This is a genomic window from Thermus sp. NEB1569 (genome assembly GCF_022385295.1).
Lineage (GTDB): Bacteria > Deinococcota > Deinococci > Deinococcales > Thermaceae > Thermus > Thermus scotoductus.
In genome coordinates this window covers 1,551,749-1,569,159 of the sequence record NZ_CP092445.1, presented here as the reverse complement: position 1 = coordinate 1,569,159, position 17,411 = coordinate 1,551,749, and the positions used below count along the sequence as shown (strand labels likewise).

Here is a 17,411-nt window from a genome sequence, read left to right as displayed (position 1 = left end):
CAGGAGGGCCTGGGGGTGTGGTAAGCTTTCCCATAGTGTGCCCCTAGGGGGCCTTTGCCTTTTGGGAGGTTGAGGAGGAGACATGGAATACCGTTTGAAGGCCCAGTACCGGGAAGGGGAGAAGCCCGCCGCTTTGCGCCGGGCGGGGAAGCTCCCCGGTGTCATCTACAACAAGCACCTGAACCGGAAGGTGTACGTGGAACTTGGGGAGTTTGATAAGGTTTTCCGTCAGGCTTCCATCCACCACGTGATCGTTCTGGAGCTCCCCGACGGCCAGGAACTGCCCACCCTGGTGCGCCAGGTGAACCTGGACAAGCGCCGGCGCCGTCCCGAGCACGTGGACTTCTACGTGCTCTCCGACGAGCCCGTGGAGATGTACATTCCCTTGCGCTTTGTGGGTACGCCCCAAGGGGTGCGGGAAGGAGGTGTCCTGCAGGAGGTGCACCGGGACATCCTGGTGCGGGTTTCCCCAAGGAATATTCCCGAGTTCATCGAGGTGGATGTCTCGGGCCTGGGCATCGGGGATAGCCTCCATGCCGCTGACCTCAAGCTTCCGGAAGGGGTTAAGCTGGCCATTTCCCCCGAGGAGACCATCGCCGCCGTGGTGCCGCCTGAGGATGTGGAGAAGCTGGCGGCGGAGGCCCTCGAGGCTCCCGCTGAGCCCGAGGTGATCAAGAAGGGCAAGAAGGAAGAGGAGGAGTAGTACCGCCCTGTACTTGACGGGCGGGGACCCCGGGAAGGGGATTGGCCGCTGGCGGAAGGAAGGGGGGCGTTTTCGCCCCCTTTTTGCGGAGGGCAGGAATGTTCCTGGTGGTGGGCCAGGGAAACCCAGGGGAGCGGTACGCCAGGACCCGCCACAACCTGGGCTTCATGGTCCTGGACCGGCTGGGCCTGGAGTTTCGGGAAAGGGGGGAGGCCCTCCTGGCCGAGGTGGAGGTGGAGGGGGAAAAGGGGTTTTTCCTCAAACCCCTCACCTACTACAACCTGAGCGGCCAGGTGGTGGCTCCCCTGGTGCGCTTTTACAAGATCCCCCCGGAGCGCCTTCTGGTGGTCCACGACGAGATGGACCTACCCCTGGGCCGCTTGCGCTTCAAGGCGGGGGGTAGCCCCGCGGGAAACCGCGGGGTGGCCTCCATCGCCCAGGCCCTGGGGACCGAGGCCTTTCACCGCCTGCGCTTAGGGATTGGCAAGCCTCCTTCCCGGGAGCTTGGGGCAGCGTATGTCCTTTCCCCCTTCCTTCCCGAGGAGTGGCCGGTGGTGGAGCGGGTCCTCGAGGCGGCCAAGGAAGCCGTGCTCTGCTGGGTGAAGGAGGGGCTTCCTCCCTGTGCGGGCCGTTTTAACGGCCTGATAAGAAATCCCCCTAGTCCTCTCCCGTAGAATGGGGCCATGGACCTCGCCAAACACCAACGCCGCCCCCGGCTGCAACTCAAGCTGCAGCATCACCCGGATAACCTTCACGCCCTGTACCGGGAAAGCCAAGACCCCATAGAACGCTCCCGCTGGCACGCCCTCTGGCTCCTCGCCACCGGCCACCCCATCCCAAAAGTCGCCCAAACCCTGGGCTACTCCACCCGTTGGGTCCGGGACACCCTCCACCGCTACAACCAAGGCAAGCCCATGGCCGACCTCCGCCACCAAAACCCAGGCCAGCCCCCCTTGCTCCCCCCAGAACTCCAGGAGGCCTTCCGCCAGGCCCTCCTGCAACCCCATCCCCGGGACGGAATTTGGACTATAAGGAACGCCGCCGAGTGGCTCTCCGAGAGGCTGGGCCGCCCCGTGGACCCAAGGCGGGCCTGGAGTTGGATGAAGCGCCTGGGCTTTGCCCCCCTCCGCCCCCGTCCCCGGCACCGGGAGCGGGACCTGGCCGAGGGGGAGGCCTTCAAAAAAACCTCTTCTTCACGGTCTTTCTCCTGAAGTACCTCGTTCCCTGGCTGGAGTTGGAGCTCTGGGCCATGGACGAGCACCGCCTGGGGCTGAAGCCGGTGTACCGGCGGGTGTGGGCGCCCCGGGGGAGGACGCCCCTGGCCTGGGTGCGGCCGCGGTACCGGTGGTTGTACGTGTACGGTTTCGTGCGTCCCAGTACGGGGGAGAGCGAGTTTTGGCTTTTGCCCACGGTGAATGCGGCTGTGTTCTCGGAGGTGCTTCGGCAGTTTGCCCGGCTTCGGGGGTCTGGGGGGAGGAAGGGGTTGCTGGTGGTGTTGGACCGGGCGGGATGGCACGTGTCCAGGCGGGTGGAGGTACCGGAGGGGGTAGGTTTGGTCTTTTTGCCCCCCTACTCTCCTGAGCTACAGCCTGTGGAGCGGGTATGGCCCTTGGTGGACGGGGTGGTAGCGAATGGGCGGGTGGATTCGGAGGAGGAGCTTTGGGAGAGGGTGGAGGCCCGCTGTGCTTACTTGCAGACCCAGCCGGAGCTTATTCGGAGCCACACTCTTTTTCACTGGTGGCCGGGGGGATGCTGAGGGAATGGATCGGGAGGATTTCATATGAATCTTTCCCAGGGCTTGGGGGAAAAGGGCTAAGCTTTAGGCATGGCCGCGCCTAAGGTCCTCCTCATCGCCGGGGGAAGAAGCCCCGAGCACGAGGTTTCCCTGCTTTCCGCCCAGGGGGTTTTGGAGCACATGCCCTTTCCCACCGAGCTTGCCGTGATCGCCAAGGACGGCGGGTGGCTCCTTGGGGAGGAGGCATTTGCCGCTCTTAGGGCCAAGGTGGCCCCTATCGGCCGGCACGCCTTTCCACCCCCTTTGGATTGGAGCCGGTATGACGTGGTCTTCCCCCTGCTTCACGGAAGGTGGGGGGAGGATGGGACCATCCAGGGGTTCTTGGAAATCCTGGGTAAGCCCTACGTGGGGGCGGGGGTGGCGGCCAGCGCCCTTTGCATGGATAAGGACCTTTCCAAGAGGATTCTGGCCCAGGCGGGGATTCCCGTGGTTCCCTGGGTGGCCCTTTATCAGGGGGAGCGCCCTTTTATCCCCTTTGACCCGCCCTTCTTTGTGAAGCCCGCCAACACGGGTTCCAGCATCGGCATCCGCCGGGTGGAGCATTACGCCGAGCTGGAGGAGGCCTTGGCCGAGGCCTTCCGCCACGACCAGAAGGCGGTGGTGGAGCAGGCGCTTTCGGGGGTGCGGGAGCTGGAGGTGGGTATTCTGGGGAACATCTTTGGTGAGGCCAGCCCCGTGGGAGAGGTGCGTTACCAGGCAGCCTTCTACGACTACGAAACCAAGTACACCCCGGGCCGGGCGGAGCTTTTGATCCCTGCACCCCTGGACCCCGGTACCCAGGAGACCGTGCAGGAGCTGGCCTTGAAAGCCTACAGGCTTTTGGGTATCCGGGGCATGGCCCGGGTGGACTTCTTCCTGGCGGAAGGGGAGGTCTACCTCAACGAGATCAATACCATTCCCGGCTTCACCCCCACCAGCATGTACCCCAGGCTTTTTGCCGCCGGGGGTCTACCTTACCCCGAGCTGTTAAGGCGTCTGGTGGAGTTGGCCCTGGAGTGAGGGGCTTAACTCATCAAGGGGCTTGGCCAAGCCCCTTTTTGCTTTTTTCCCTGGCGGTGCGCTAGGATGGAATCCGAAGGGAAAGGGGGTTTTTATGGACCTTCTGGAGTGGCTTGGGCTTCTTGGGCGGCGGGTCCTCCTCCTGCACCACGACGACCTGGGCCTGACCCATGCGCAAAACGGAGCCTACCAGGCCCTGGGATTTCCCACGGGGAGCGTGCTGGTGCCGGGGGCTTGGGCCAGCGGGGTCCAGGGGGAGGATCTGGGGGTGCACCTGGTCCTCACCAGCGAGTGGCCAGCCCCCAGGATGCGGCCCCTCACGCCGGGGGAAAGCCTTCGGGACGAAGCGGGGTATTTCCCTTCTTCTCTGGAGGTTCTCTGGCAGAATGCCCGCCTCGAGGAGGTGGAGCGGGAGCTAAAGGCCCAGATTGAGGCGGCGAAAAGGCTTTTCTCTCCCACGCACCTGGACACCCACCAGGGGGCGGTCCTTCGCCCCGACCTGGCGGAGATCTACGTGCGCCTGGCTGAGGAATACCGCCTGGTGCCCTTGATCCCGGAGAGCCTCGAGGGCCTGGGGGTCCCGCCTGTATTCTTGCCGGAGCTGGAAAGGCTCATGGCCCAGGTGCCCTTCCCCAGGGTGCGCTTCCTGGACCCCTATGGCCTTCCCCCGGAGGAGCGGCTTGGCTTTTACCTGGACCTGGCCAACCTCCCCCCGGGCCTTTACTACCTGGTCCACCACAGCGCCCTCCCCACCCCCGAGGGCCGGGCCCTTCCCGACTGGAGGACGCGGGAAGCCGACTACTTCGCCCTTGCCCACCCTGAGGTGCGCCGGGTCCTTTCCGAGTTCTACCCCCTCACCTGGCGGGCCGTGCGGGAAGTCCTTTGGGGGGCGTCATGAAAAAGTGGCGCTACGCCTCGGGGCAGCTGGGCCTCACCCTGGTTTCCGAAAGCTTCGGCACCTATCTGGCCTTCTTCTATCTGGAGAAGCTCGGCCTTTCCGCCGCCTTCTACGCCCTGGCCCGCACGGTGTATGCCTTCTGGGACGCCATCAACGACCCCCTGTTCGGCCACCTCTCCGACCGCACCAAGACCCGGCTGGGCCGCAGGCGGCCCTGGCTTCTTGTGGGTGTTCCCCTGTTTCTTCTCTTCTACCTCCTGGTCTTCTGGGTGCCGGACTGGGCCCGCTCCCCTCAGGTCCTGCCCTACTACTTTGCCGTGGGAATCGTCCTTTATGAAACCATGGCCACCGTGGTCTGGACCAACTACGGGGCCCTCTTCCCGGAGATGTTCCGGGGCCTTGGCGAGAGGGCGAGAGCCGCGGCCTTGAAGCGGGGCACGGAGCTTTTTGGCCTGATCCTGGGAATCGCCCTGGCCCCCTTGGTCTACGCCCAGGTGGGGTTTCTGGGCATGGCCCTCCTCTTCGCTGGGCTTGCCCTTATGGCCTTCTCGTGGTTCTTCCCGGGCATCCAGGAGGACCCCAGGGCGGAAAGTAGCCTGGGGCTAAGAGAGTCCTTCCGGCTGGTCCTGGCGAACCGAGCCTTCTGGGTGGCGGCTTTGGTGGGCCTTCTCTTTGAGTTCGGGCGCATGGTGATCCAGACGGGGATGGCCTTCTATGCCAAGCACAGCCTGGGCCTGCCCGAAGCGGCCACCACCTTCCTGTTTGCCGCCGTTTTCCTGGTGGCCCTGCCCTCGGTCTTCCTCTGGGGGCGGCTTGCGGGGGCCTTAGGGGGCAAGAGGGCCTGGCGGCTTGCCCACCTTTTCATGGGCCTGGCGGCCTTGCTCCTTTTCCTTCCCCAAAGCCTCCTTCCCGCCATTTTGGTGGGCGCCCTGGTGGGGGTGGGGTTTGCCGGGGTGCGGGTCACGGGGGAGGTGGTGATGGCCAAGGTCATTGACCTGGATGCCGAAAGGACGGGGACCCGGCGGGAGGGTGCCTACTACAGCCTGGTGGGGCTTTTGGGCCGGGTCTCGGGGGCCTTGGTGGGCCTGGCCTTCGCCCTTCTGGGCCCCCTCTTCGGCTACGTGAGCGGGGAGAACCCGGGGCCTAACCCGGGCCTCGCCTTCCGCTTCCTCATCTCCGTGGTGCCGGGGGTGGCCATCCTCCTCGCCTACCTTCTCACCGCCTTCTTTCCTCATGAGGTGAGGGAATGAGGAGGGAAAAGGCTCTCTTCCTGGCCCATCCGGCGGAGGGCCCGGAGGCGCTTCCCGGGGAGGGGTGGCGGGAGGTGGCCCTGCCCCACCAGTGGACCCTCGAGGGCCTCGAGGCGGAGGTGGGCTGGTACCGCCTGGAGCTTCCTGCCCTGGGACCGAGGCGCTTCCTCCGCTCATGGGGGGACTACTACCAGGAGGCTTGGCTGAACGGGGTCTACCTGGGGCGGCATGAGGGGTACTTCTTCCCCTGGCTTTTGGAGCTTCCCAACGGGGGGGAGCTCCTCCTGAGGGTGGCCGCGCCCAAGGAGCCCTTGGGCCAGTGGCCTCGCTTTAAGCGTCAGATCAAGGGGGTTTTCGGCCAGCACGACTGCCGCCCCGGAGGGACCACGGAAAGGGGCCAGGAGCGGGGCACCGGAGGGCTTTGGGGCGGGGTGGAGGTCTGGGTGCGGGAGGAGGTCGCCCTCCTCTCCCTCGCCCACCGCCTCGTCAAGACCCCCACCGGATGGCGGCTTTGGGTGCGCCTCCTGGTGGATGCCAAAAGGCCCTTCCGCGAGCGGACGCGCCTCTCCCTGGTCCCGGAGAACTTCCCCGGGGAGGCCCTGGAGAAGGAGGTCCCCCTCGAGGGGGAGGCGGGGCGGGCCTGGCGGGAGGTGGTGTGGGACCTGCCGGAGATGCCCCTTTGGGAGGTGTGGGAGCGGGGCCTTCCCCACCTTTTCCGCCTCGAGGCCCGCCTGGCCGGGGCCTCTTTGGAGGTTCCCTTGGGCTTCCGTACCGTGGAGGTGGACGGGGAGGGCTGGCTCCTTTTGAACGGTAGGCGCCTTTTCCTGCGGGGCACCAATGTTATCCCCACCCAGTGGCTTGCGGGCTACACCGAGGCTCTGGCGCAGAAGGACGTGGCCTTGGTCAAGGAGGCGGGCCTCAATGCCGTGCGCGTCCACGCCCACGTGACCCACCCGGCCTTCTACCGGGCCTGCGACCGGGAAGGGGTGCTCATCTGGCAGGACTTTCCCCTGCAGTGGGGGTATGCCCCGGACGAGGCCTTCGCCCGGGAGGCCCTCCGCCAGGCCCGGGCCATGGTGGAGGTCCTGGGGGCCCACCCCTCCATCTACCTCTGGTGCGCCCAGAACGAGCCCACCCACAACCGCCGCACCCTGGGCCCCCTCCTGGCGGCGGCGCTCAAGGCAGCCGACCCCACCCGTCCCGCTAAGGAGGCTTCGGACTTCCGCGAGCATCCCTACCCGGGCTGGTACTGGGGGCACTACCGGGACTTCCTGGCCCTTCCCGGAGCCCCCTTGCCTTCCGAGTTTGGGGCCCAGGCCCTGCCCCGGGCGGAGCTTTTGCGCAAGGTGCTGGGGGAAGCCGCCTGGCCCCCCAACTTTGAGGTCTATGCCTACCACAACTTCCAGCCCCACGAGACCTTTCGCGTGGCCGGGGTGGAGGTGGGGGAGAGCCTGGAAGGGTTTGTGGAGCGTTCCCAGGCCTACCAGGCAAGGCTTCTGGAGTTCGCCATCCACGCTTATCGGAGGGCGAAGGGGAAGGTGGTGGGCTACTTCCAGTTCATGCTCGTGGAGCCCTGGGAGGGGATCACCTGGGCGGTGCTGGATGTGGAGCGTGTGCCCAAGGAGGGGTACTTCGCCCTGAAGCGGGCCTCCTCCCCGGTTCTCCTCTCCCTGGTGCCCTTCCGGGAGCGCCTGGAGGTGGGCGGCCCGCCCCTCATGGAGGCCTGGCTGGTGAACGACCTGCCCCGGCCCCTGAGGCTTCGGGTGCACCTCCGCCTGGAGGGGGAGGTGGGCTTGGACTTGTGGCAGGGGGAGGTGGCCCTGGAGGCGGGGGAGGTGCGGCGCGTTTTCCACCTCATGGAGGTCTGGGAGGCTCCCCTTAAGGTCCAGGCCGGCCTCGCTCCCCTCCAGGAAGCCTTGGGGAGCCTCCCCCCAGGGGCTTACCGCCTGGTGGGGGAGGCCTGGGAAGGGGAAAGGCTTTGGTCCCGGCAGGAGGTGGCCCTGGAGTACCTCTCCCCCCTCCTCCCGGGAGGGGTAGCTTGGTAGCCTGGGGCATGGACCGAGAGGCTTACGGGCGCCTTCGCCGCTTCATGGAGGAGCGGGGCTTTCCCCGCTTCTTCGTGGCCCGGCCCGAGAACTTCGCCTGGCTGGTAGGCGGGGAGAACACCCTGGGGATGGGGGAGAGCGTGGCCTACCTCGAGGTGGGGGAGGAGATGGTCCTCCACACGAGCCGGGTGGAGCACCCGAGGATGGCGGAGGAGGAGGCCTTGGGGCTTCCCGTGCGCGTCCACCCCTGGTACGCCTTTCCTCCGCCCCCAAGCCCAAGCGACCTGGAGCACGACCTCACCCCCCTCCGCCTGGTCCTTTCCCAAGAGGCGCAGGAGGCCTTCATCCACCTCGGGCGGGAGGCGGCGATGGCGGTGGGGGAGGTGGTGCGGGGGGCGAGGGGGGAGTGGCGGGAATGCGAGCTTGCCGGGGCTTTGGCCGAGGCCCTCTGGGGACAGGGGATCCGGCCCCTTCTCCTCCTGGTGGCGGGGGAGGAACGGCTTTTCCGGCACCGCCATCCCCTGCCCAAGGAAAGGCCTCTGGGGCGGGCCTTTATGGCAGTGGTCTGCGCGGCCCGGCGGGGGCTGGTGGCGAACCTGACCCGGATGGTCTCCTCCGGCCATCCCAGGGTGGAGGCCCGCTACCGCAGGGTGCTGGAGGTGGAGGAGGCGGCCCTTGCCGCCTCCCGGCCCGGGGCCAGCTTAGGGGAGGTCTTTGCCGCCCTCCAGGAGGCCTACGCCCGGGTGGGCTTCCCCGGGGCCTGGGAGGAGCACCACCAGGGGGGTCTTGGGGGGTACCGGTCCCGGGAGGCGGTGGCCACGCCGGGGCATCCTTTGGTTCTGGAAGCGGGGATGGCCCTCGCCTGGAACCCGAGCCTAGCGGGGGCCAAGGTGGAGGACACCTTCCTCCTCAGAGAGGGAGGGCTCCTGAACCTTACGGAGGACCCCTTCTGGCCGGCGGTGGAGGTGGGGGGGAGGCGGCGGCCCGACCTCTTTCGCTAGGCCAGCTCTGTCTTCAGCCCCGCCTCCTCCAAGGCCTTTAGGGTCTCGCGATGGGCCTTTTTGTCGGTAATGAGTCGGGTGGCCGCGGAGAGGGGCGCGATCTTGGCCGCGGCCACCTGGAGGAGCTTGGAGTGGTCCGCCAGGAAGTAGACCTCCCGGGCCGCCCGGACCATGACCTTCTTGATCTCGGCCTCCTCCAAGTTGGTGTTGGTGAAGCCCCGCTCCGGGTGAACCCCGTTGCACCCCAGGAAGGCCTTGTCGGCGTTCAGCTCCTCCAGGAGGAGGGTGCCGAAGGGGTTCACCAGGGAGTGTTGCAGGGGCCTGAGCCTCCCTCCGGTGACGATCACGGTGATCCCCGGGTGGCTCTCGAGGAGGAGGGCGATGTTGAGGGCGCTGGTGACCACCACCACGTCCCTAAGGGTAGAGGGAAGGGCCTTGGCCATCTCGGTGGTAGTGCTCCCCACGTCCAAGATCACCACATCCCCGTCCTTGACAAGCCCCGCCGCCCGCCTGCCGATGGCCTCCTTCGCCTTGGCGTGAAGGGTACGGGTGACCTCGAGGGGGAGCTCAAACCGCCGGGCCTCCCAAAGCACAGCTCCACCCCGCAGACGCCTGAGCTTCCCCTCCCGCTCCAAGGCCTCGAGGTCGGCCCGCACCGTGACCTGGGAGACCCCGAGGGCCTTGGCCAGGTCGGCCACCCGCACCTGGCCGTCCTGCTTGAGGAGCCTGAGGATCCTTTCCCGCCGGGTCTGGGCCTCGAGGGAGGGCATGGAACCTATTGTGCCATTCCTGCCTCTGGGGTGCGCGGCCTTCGGGGTGCCCAAACGAAAGCTTTAGTAAGACTTGACAACCAAAAAAAACTTATTAAAATAAAAGACGAAGACCTGCCCAAAACAGTGGGCGCTTACCCTTTGGGGTGGGTCCAGGAGGTGGTATATGCGCTTGGTGGTGCGGATGCTGGCGGTATTGGCGTGCGGCCTTCTGCTTTGGGCTTTGGCCCAGGGGCAGGGGAGGCTGGTTTACAACTCCTACATGAGCGACCCGCTAGCGCGGGCCTTTGACCAAAAAGTCGTGGCCCTTTTCAAGCAAAAGTACCCCGGGATCCAGGTAACGCACACGATCGTAGCCCATGAGGATTTTAAGCAGGCGATCCGGACGTATCTCATTTCGAACCGTCCTCCCGATGTCCTTACCTGGTTTGCCGGGGAGCGGATGCGCTACTTCGCCGAGCGGGGCCTCGTGGCGGACATCACCGACCTCTGGCGCAAGGAGGGATGGGAGAAGGTCTTCCCCAAGGGCTTCCAGGCTCTTTCCAAGACAGGGGACCGCTATACCTTCCTCCCCACCAGCTACTACTGGTGGGCCGTCTACTATCGCAAGGACCTCTTCCAGCGCCTGGGGCTTGCGGTGCCCAAGACCTGGAAGGAGTTCGTGGCCGTCTGCGACCGCTTGAACGCCGCGGGCCTTACCCCCATCGCCATCGGGACCAAGTTCCTCTGGCCCGCCGCCGGGTGGTTTGACTACCTCAACCTTCGGGTGAATGGTCCCCAGTTCCACCTGGCCCTCATGGACGGCAAGGTGGCCTATACCGATCCCAGGGTGCGCCGGGTCTTTGACTACTGGAAGGAGCTCCTGGACCACAAGTGCTTCCTGGAGAACCCCGCTTCCTACGACCACCAGGACGCGGCCAACCTCATGGTCCAGGGCAAGGCGGCCATGTACCTCATCGGCGACTTCATCCGCGACCAGTACCCCGACGACCGCGAGGAGAAGGAGCTGGACTTCTTCCGCTTCCCCGTCATAGATCCCAAGGTGCCCTTGGCGGAGGAAGCCCCCACGGACGGGTACTTCATCCCGGCCAAGGCCCCGAACATGGAAAACGCCAAGCTCTTCTTGAGCTTCCTGGCCTCCAAGGAGGTCATGGAGCTTGCGGTGAAGGAGTACAAACGCCTGGTGCCCCGAAACGACGTGGATCCCAAGCTCTATCCGGCCTACATCCAGAAGGGGCTTAAGGAGATCATTGAGCCCGCCGCCTACATCACCCAGTTCTACGACCGCGATACCGACCCCGAGATGGCCAACAAGGGCATGAACGGTTTCGTGCAGTTCATGGCTAACCCAGGGCGGATCGATGCCATCCTCAAGTCCCTGGAGGAGGAGCGGGCCCGGATCTTTAAGGACAACCGCTAGGTTCTAGGCCCCCGCCTTTCCGAAAGGCGGGGGCCTTGCTGGAGGTTTTCTTGATGCGAAGGCCAAGCCCTGTCCCCTTTCTTTGGTTACCCCTTGCCCTCTACGCCCTCTGGGTGGTTTATCCCACGCTGGCTACCTTTGCCCTCGCCTTCAGTGACTGGGACGGGGTGTCCCCCCGCTGGAACTGGGTGGGCCTGGAGAACTTCGCCCGCCTCTTCCGTGACCCCGTCTTCCACCAGGCCCTGCGCAACAACCTGATCTGGGTCGCGGTCTTCCTCCTCCTTCCTACCTCGGCCGGGCTGGCCCTGGCCTACCTCCTCAACCACCCCGTCCCTGGGGAGCGGTTCCTAAAGGTGAGCTTTTACCTTCCTCTGGTGCTCTCCCCGGCGGTGGTGGCCGTGGTCTGGTCCTGGATCTACCATCCCCAGCAAGGGCTCCTCAATGCTCTCCTGGCCGCGGTCCTAAAGGGCCTTGCCGCCTTGGGCCTCCAGGTGGACCCCGAGGCCGCCTACCGCATCGGCTGGCTTGGGGACCCCAAGCTCGCCTTAGCGGCCATCCTGGGGGCGGCCTGTTGGCGCCAGGTAGGGTACGTGATGCTCCTGTACCTGGCCGGGCTTAAGACCGTGGATCCCCAGGTGGTGGAGGCGGCCTTGGTGGACGGGGCCACGGGATGGACCCTTTTCCGCCGCATCATCTTTCCCCTTCTCGCCCCTATCACCGTTATCGTGGTGGTGGTGAGCACGGTGGACTCCCTCCGCTCCTTTGACCTCGTTTACGTGATGACGCGGGGGGGTCCCTTCCACAGCAGCGAGGTGCTGGCCAACTACATGTATCTAACCGCCTTTCACGACTACCGCATGGGCTACGCGGCGGCCATCGCCGTGGTCCTCTTTGCCATCACCTTTGTGCCGATTGCCTTTTTCCTCTGGCGTGCGGTAAAGGAGGAAGTGAAGGAGGAGGGATGAAGGTTAGACTCTCTCCCTTCGTGGTGGGATTGCTTTGGGCTGCGGCCCTCCTCTGGCTTTTTCCCCTGGTGGGGGCTTTCCTCGTCAGCCTGAGAACCCTGGACGACCTCACCCTGAGAGGATTCTGGAGCTGGCCCAGAGAGATTACCCTGGACAACTACGTCCGGGCCTGGGCCGAGGCCGGGGTAAGCCGTTATCTGCTCAATAGCTTCATCATCACCCTGCCTTCCCTCCTCGGCATCCTGGTCCTCTCCAGCATGGCCGCCTACGCCCTAGTCCGCTTCCGCTTTCGCCTCGCCCTCCCCATCTTCCTCCTTTTCCTGGGCTTCAACATGGTTCCCTTCCAGATGCTCATGCTCCCCGTCTTCCGCCTGGCCAACCAGCTTGGGGTCTACGACACCTATCTTGCCCCCATCCTCTTCCACACGGCCTTTCAGCTCGGGTTTGCCACCTTTGTCTTGCGGAACTTCATGCGCACCATCCCGGCTTCCCTGTTTGAGTCGGCGGTGGTGGACGGGGCCGGGGAGTGGACCATATGGCGGCGGATTGCTCTGCCCCTCATGCTTCCGGGCCTGGCCGCCATCGCCACCCTGGAGTTCACCTGGATCTTCAACGATTTTCTCTGGGGTTTGGTCCTGCTGAGCCGGGATGAGCTGAAACCCATCACCACAGGGCTTGCCAACCTGAAGGGGCAGTACATCGCCGACTGGCCCCTCATCGTGGCGGGGAGCCTCCTGGCCACGCTGCCTACATTGATCGTTTTCTTCGGCCTGCAACGCTACTTCATCCAGGGGCTTACCCTGGGCGCCACCAAGGAGTGAGGGATGCTGGGGGTCTGTTACTATCCCGAACACTGGCCCAAGGAGCGCTGGAAGGAAGACGCCCGGCGCATGCGGGAGCTCGGGCTTTCCTACGTGCGCATCGGGGAGTTCGCCTGGGCCCTCTTGGAGCCTGAGCCCGGGAGGCTGGAGTGGGGCTGGCTGGACGAGGCCGTGGCCACCCTTACCGGGGAGGGGCTCAAGGTAGTCCTGGGCACGCCCACGGCCACGCCGCCCAAGTGGCTTGTGGACCGCTATCCGGAGGTCCTCCCCGTGGACCGGGAGGGGAGGAGAAGGCGGTTCGGGGGGAGGCGGCACTACTGCTTTTCCAGCCCGGCCTACCGGGAGGAGGCCCGGCGCATCGTGACCCTCCTCGCCGAGCGGTATGGACGCCTCGAGGGGGTAGCGGGCTTTCAGACCGACAACGAGTATGGCTGCCACGGCACCGTGCGCTGCTACTGCCCCTGCTGTCAGGAGGCCTTCCGGGGGTGGCTTAAGGCGCGGTACGGTTCCATTGAGGCCTTAAACGAGGCCTGGGGCACGGCCTTCTGGAGCCAGCGCTACCGGGACTTTGCCGAGGTGGAGCTTCCCCACCTCACCGTGGCCGAGCCTAACCCCAGCCACCTCCTGGACTACTACCGCTTCGCCTCGGACCAGGTGAGGGCCTTCAACCGCCTGCAGGTGGGGATTCTCCGTGCCCTCGCCCCGGGCAAGTTCGTCACCCACAATTTCATGGGCTTTTTCACCGACCTAGACCCTTTCGCCGTGGCCGAGGACCTGGACTTTGCGAGCTGGGACAGCTACCCTCTGGGCTTCACCGACCTCATGCCCCTACCCCCGGAGGAGAAGCTTCCCTACACCCGCACCGGCCACCCTGACGTGGCTGCCTTCCACCATGACCTCTACCGGGGGGTGGGGCGGGGGCGGTTCTGGGTGATGGAGCAGCAGCCGGGTCCCGTGAACTGGGCCCCCCATAACCCGAGCCCCGCTCCCGGGATGGTGCGGCTTTGGACCTGGGAGGCCCTGGCCCACGGGGCGGAGGTGGTGGCCTACTTCCGCTGGCGGCAGGTGCCCTTCGCCCAAGAGCAGATGCACGCCGGGCTCCACCGGCCGGACGGTGCCCCGGACCAGGGCTTCTTTGAGGCGAGGCGGGTGGCCGAGGAGCTTACCGCCCTCGCCCTGCCTCCGGTGGCCCAAGCCCCTGTGGCCCTGGTCTACGATCCCGAGGCGGCCTGGGTCTACGAGATCCAGCCCCAGGGGGCGGAGTGGAGCTACCTGGACCTCGTGTACCTCTTTTACAGCGCCCTACGGCGGCTCGGCTTGGACGTGGACTTCGTGCCCCCGGGAGCGTCCCTAAAAGGCTACGCCCTCATCGTGGTCCCAAGTCTTCCCATCGTGCGAGGAGAGGCTTTGAAGGCCTTCCAGGAGGCGGAGGGGCTCGTCCTCTTCGGCCCCCGCTCCGGGAGTAAAACGGAGACTTTCCAGATTCCTAAGGAGCTCCCCCCGGGCCCCCTCCAAGCTCTCCTCCCCCTGAGGGTGGTGCGGGTGGAAAGCCTTCCCCCGGGTCTTCGGGAGGTGGCGGAGGGGGGGCTCGGCCGCTTCCCCCTGGGCCTTTGGCGGGAATGGGTGGAGGCAGCTACAGAACCCCTCCTCACCTTCCAAGACGGAAAGGGCGCCCTCTACCGGGAGGGGCGGTACCTCTACCTTGCGGCCTGGCCCTCGCCCGAGCTCGCGGGGAGGCTCCTCGCCGCCCTTGCCGCCGAGGCGGGCCTAAAGGTCCTTTCCCTGCCCGAGGGCCTGAGGCTTCGCAGGCGGGGGCGGTGGGTCTTCGCCTTCAACTACGGCCCGGAGCCCGCCCAGGCCCCGGTGCCCGAGGGGGCGAGGTTCCTTTTGGGGGGGCCTATGGTGCCGCCCTATGACCTGGCCCTTTGGGAGGAAGCATGAGGAGGATGCTTGGCGGCCTCGAGGTAGGCCTTTTTGCCCAGGACGAGAGGCCCGTGGAGGGAGGCCTGATCCTCCGGGGCCGGGAGGTACGGGCCTTCCCCCCCTTTGCGGCAAGGCGCTTCTTTCGCCACGGCTGGCAGAGCTGGAGCCTTACCGCCTGGGTGGACCTGGGGTACCCCCCGAAGCCCCTTCTTCCCGAGGTCCGTAGGCCCCAGGCGGACGACCCCTTCCTCCTCGAGGCTTCCGAGTGGTGGGGAAGCGGCCTAGGGGCCCTCGAGGGGCCAGATGGGAAGGTGCTCCTCCTGGGGGCCCTGGGCGTGGGGGCGCGGGTCTTGGGGCGCGAGGACCTCCTCCTGGGCCGCTACGCCGAGGGGGAGGGGGAGTGGTTTCTGGGCTACGGGGAGCCAACGGAGGTGTTCGCCGCCTATGGCAGGCTCCTTCCCAGGCGGCTTTCCAAAGGGCCTCCCAGGCTGTGGTGCTCCTGGTATAGCTTCTACAACCGGATCCATGAGGCCTTGCTCCTCGAGGTGCTGGAGGAAGTGGCCGGGCTTCCCTTTGAGGTCTTCCAGATCGACGACGGCTGGCAGCGGGCCCTTGGGGACTGGGAACCCAACGAGCGCTTCGCCCGGGGGATGGCCTTTTTGGCGGAGAGGATCCGGGAAAAGGGCTTCAGGGCGGGGTTATGGCTGGCTCCCTTTTTGGTGACGCCGGATAGCCTCCTAGTGCGGGCCCATCCCGAGTGGATCCTGCGGGACGGGGACGGAAGGCCCATCCCCGCGGGCTTCAACTGGGGGAAACCCCTATACGCCCTGGATTCGGGCAACGAGGAGGTTTTGGACCATGTGGCGGGCTTGGTGCGCAAGGTGCGGGCCTGGGGGTACGACTACCTGAAGCTGGATTTCCTCTACGCCGCCGCTTTACCCGGGGCCGAGGGAGAGGTGCGGTACTGTAAGGCCATGGAGCGGATCCGCGAGGAGGCAGGGGAGGCCTACCTTCTCTTTTGCGGCGCTCCCATCCTGGCCTCCTTGGGGCTTGCCGATGGCCTCAGGGTGGGTCCGGATGTGGCCCCCTACTGGGACAACGAGGACCGCTCCTTCTGGCTACAGGACCCCACGGGCCCGGGGCTAAGGAACGCCCTCCGCACCACCCTGCACCGGCTTTGGCTGCGGGAAAACGTCCAGGTGGACCCGGACGTGGCCTTTTTCCGGAGCCGTTTCTCGTTGCTGTCCCTTGAGGAGATGCGCCTGCAGGAGGCCATGGGGGAGATCACGGGCTTCAAGGCCACCTCCGACCCGCCCTCCTGGCTTTCCCCGGAGGAAAGGGAAAGGCTTTGGGCCTTCCTGAGCCGGGATAAGGAGGTAAAGCCCCTTGGCCCCTACCGTTTCCGGGTGGGGGAGGAGGTGTTGGACTATGCCTTCCTTTTATAAGCATGTGCATCGCAAGAAGGACGGGCGGGAGCTGATCCTTTACGGGCTTCATCCCCTCGAGGTGGAGGTCTTGCCTGTGGCCGAGGAGCCCTCCGTACCGGAGGAGGCGGGGTCCATCTCCCCAAGCCCGCACCTCCGCTACCACCTCTTGCGGGGGGAGTGGGTGGTCTACGCAGCCCACCGCCAGGAGCGCACCTTCTTGCCTCCCAAGGAGCACTGCCCCCTTTGCCCAAGCCAGGAGGGAGGCTTTCCCACGGAGATACCTTTTGACCGTTTTCGGGTGGCGGTCTTTGAAAACCGGTTTCCCTCCCTGGTGCCAAGGCCCACCCCTCCCCCGGATGGGCTTCCCGTTCCCGCGGAGAGGGCTTTGGGCCGGTGCGAGGTGGTGGTGTATACCCAGGCCCACGTGGGAAGCCTGGCCACCCTCACGGAGGAGGAAAGGCTCCTCCTGGCCTGGGTTTGGCGGGACCGGTACCGGGCCTTGTATGCCCTCCTGGGGATCCGGTTCGTCATGCCCTTTGAGAACCGGGGGGAGGCGGTGGGGGTGACCCTCCACCATCCCCACGGGCAGATCTACGCCTACCCCTTTGTGCCCCCCATCCTGGAGCGGGAAAGCCAGGCCTTTAGGGAAAGGCCCGTGCTCCTGGAGCTTTTTCCCCACCTGGAGCCCTACCGGGTGGACCAGGAGGAGGGGTTTTTGGCCTTCGTGCCCCCCTTCGCCCGCTACCCCTTTGAGGTCTGGGTGGCTCCTCTGGAGCGCCACCCAGGGCTTTGGACCTTTTCCGAGGAAGAGATGGCCGCCTTCGCCCGGCTTCTGGGCCGGGTGGTGGCCCGGTACGACGCCCTTTTCGGGGAGCCCTTCCCCTACGTGATGGTTTTCCACGCCGCCCCCTTGGGGGAGGAACACACCTTTCATTTCCATGTGGAGTTCTACCCCCCCAAAAGGGCCAAGGACAAGCTCAAGTTCCTGGCGGGCACGGAGATTGGGGCGGGCACCTTCGTGGTGGACGCCCTGCCCGAGGAAGCAGCAAAAAGCCTAAGGGAGGCCTTATGAAGTACCTTTTGGCCCTGGACCAGGGCACCACCAGCAGCCGGGCCATCCTCTTCAGCCTGGAGGGGAGGCCCGTGGCCATGGCCCAGAGGGAGTTCCGCCAGCTCTACCCGAGGCCGGGCTGGGTGGAGCACGATCCCCTGGAGATCTGGGAAAGCCAGCTTGGGGTGGCCCAGGAGGCCTTGCGCCAGGCTGGGGTGGAGGCCAGGGAGGTGGTGGCCCTGGGCCTCACCAACCAGCGGGAAACCACCTTGGTGTTCGAGAGGGGCACGGGGAGGCCCCCCTGAACCCGGACAGACACATGTGAGACTGGACGAGTAAAAAT

The 17,411-nt window shown here is 65.9% G+C and carries 16 protein-coding genes and 1 pseudogene; 16 read left to right on the top strand and 1 reads right to left on the bottom strand.

From position 1 onward, the window contains the following. Window positions 1-82 precede the first annotated feature (82 nt). From MI302_RS08950 to MI302_RS08910, 9 genes are all read left to right on the top strand, one after another. Complete coding sequence (locus MI302_RS08950) at window positions 83-703, top strand: 50S ribosomal protein L25 (RefSeq protein WP_126164403.1); 621 nt, start codon at window positions 83-85, stop codon at window positions 701-703. A gap of 98 nt (window positions 704-801) precedes the next feature. Beyond that, window positions 802-1,377: an aminoacyl-tRNA hydrolase gene (gene pth, locus MI302_RS08945; protein WP_239725565.1), complete on the top strand. Its 576-nt coding sequence runs from the start codon at window positions 802-804 to the stop codon at window positions 1,375-1,377. Between the two features lie 9 nt (window positions 1,378-1,386). Beyond that, entirely contained in the window at window positions 1,387-1,914 is a 528-nt protein-coding gene (locus tag MI302_RS08940; protein WP_019551665.1) for a winged helix-turn-helix domain-containing protein, read from the top strand. Window positions 1,915-1,952: 38 nt separating this feature from the next. Further along, window positions 1,953-2,459 carry an IS630 family transposase gene (locus MI302_RS08935; protein WP_008633626.1) on the top strand — a complete coding sequence of 169 codons (507 nt, stop codon included), beginning with the start codon at window positions 1,953-1,955 and terminating at the stop codon, window positions 2,457-2,459. Window positions 2,460-2,528: 69 nt separating this feature from the next. Beyond that, entirely contained in the window at window positions 2,529-3,497 is a 969-nt protein-coding gene (ddl, locus tag MI302_RS08930) for a D-alanine--D-alanine ligase (protein WP_239725564.1), read from the top strand. A gap of 94 nt (window positions 3,498-3,591) precedes the next feature. Next, window positions 3,592-4,395 carry a ChbG/HpnK family deacetylase gene (locus MI302_RS08925; protein ID WP_239725563.1) on the top strand — a complete coding sequence of 268 codons (804 nt, stop codon included), beginning with the start codon at window positions 3,592-3,594 and terminating at the stop codon, window positions 4,393-4,395. Next, window positions 4,392-5,645, top strand: coding sequence for an MFS transporter (locus MI302_RS08920; protein ID WP_239725562.1), 1,254 nt, complete (start codon window positions 4,392-4,394; stop codon window positions 5,643-5,645). The genes MI302_RS08925 and MI302_RS08920 overlap by 4 nt, the downstream gene beginning before the upstream one ends. Then, on the top strand, window positions 5,642-7,690 hold the full coding sequence (locus MI302_RS08915; protein ID WP_239725561.1) for a glycoside hydrolase family 2 TIM barrel-domain containing protein: 2,049 nt from the start codon (window positions 5,642-5,644) through the stop codon (window positions 7,688-7,690). The genes MI302_RS08920 and MI302_RS08915 overlap by 4 nt, the downstream gene beginning before the upstream one ends. An 8-nt stretch (window positions 7,691-7,698) precedes the next feature. Further along, on the top strand, window positions 7,699-8,691 hold the full coding sequence (locus tag MI302_RS08910; protein WP_239725560.1) for a Xaa-Pro peptidase family protein: 993 nt from the start codon (window positions 7,699-7,701) through the stop codon (window positions 8,689-8,691). Here MI302_RS08910 and MI302_RS08905 read toward each other — a convergent pair. Continuing rightward, window positions 8,688-9,461 carry a DeoR/GlpR family DNA-binding transcription regulator gene (locus MI302_RS08905; RefSeq protein ID WP_038059059.1) on the bottom strand — a complete coding sequence of 258 codons (774 nt, stop codon included), beginning with the start codon at window positions 9,459-9,461 and terminating at the stop codon, window positions 8,688-8,690. The genes MI302_RS08910 and MI302_RS08905 overlap by 4 nt on opposite strands. A gap of 166 nt (window positions 9,462-9,627) precedes the next feature. Here MI302_RS08905 and MI302_RS08900 point away from each other — a divergent pair, with 166 nt between their 5' ends. From MI302_RS08900 to MI302_RS08870, 7 genes and pseudogenes are all read left to right on the top strand, one after another. After that, entirely contained in the window at window positions 9,628-10,881 is a 1,254-nt protein-coding gene (locus tag MI302_RS08900) for an ABC transporter substrate-binding protein (protein WP_239725559.1), read from the top strand. 53 nt (window positions 10,882-10,934) lie between these two features. Continuing rightward, entirely contained in the window at window positions 10,935-11,846 is a 912-nt protein-coding gene (locus tag MI302_RS08895; RefSeq protein ID WP_239725558.1) for a carbohydrate ABC transporter permease, read from the top strand. After that, the gene (locus MI302_RS08890; RefSeq protein ID WP_239725557.1) at window positions 11,843-12,667 is read left to right on the top strand and encodes a carbohydrate ABC transporter permease; all 825 of its coding nucleotides are present in this window, start codon (window positions 11,843-11,845) and stop codon (window positions 12,665-12,667) included. The genes MI302_RS08895 and MI302_RS08890 overlap by 4 nt, the downstream gene beginning before the upstream one ends. 3 nt (window positions 12,668-12,670) lie before the next feature. After that, on the top strand, window positions 12,671-14,608 hold the full coding sequence (locus MI302_RS08885) for a beta-galactosidase (RefSeq protein ID WP_239725556.1): 1,938 nt from the start codon (window positions 12,671-12,673) through the stop codon (window positions 14,606-14,608). Next, complete coding sequence (locus MI302_RS08880) at window positions 14,605-16,035, top strand: glycoside hydrolase family 36 protein (RefSeq protein ID WP_239725555.1); 1,431 nt, start codon at window positions 14,605-14,607, stop codon at window positions 16,033-16,035. Before MI302_RS08885 ends, MI302_RS08880 begins: the two co-directional genes overlap by 4 nt. Beyond that, window positions 16,019-17,089: a galactose-1-phosphate uridylyltransferase gene (gene galT, locus MI302_RS08875; protein ID WP_239725554.1), complete on the top strand. Its 1,071-nt coding sequence runs from the start codon at window positions 16,019-16,021 to the stop codon at window positions 17,087-17,089. The genes MI302_RS08880 and galT overlap by 17 nt, the downstream gene beginning before the upstream one ends. After that, window positions 17,086-17,367: pseudogene (locus tag MI302_RS08870) on the top strand (FGGY family carbohydrate kinase); the annotation flags it as partial. The gene galT and the pseudogene MI302_RS08870, both read left to right, overlap by 4 nt. Between the last annotated feature and the right edge of the window lie 44 nt (window positions 17,368-17,411).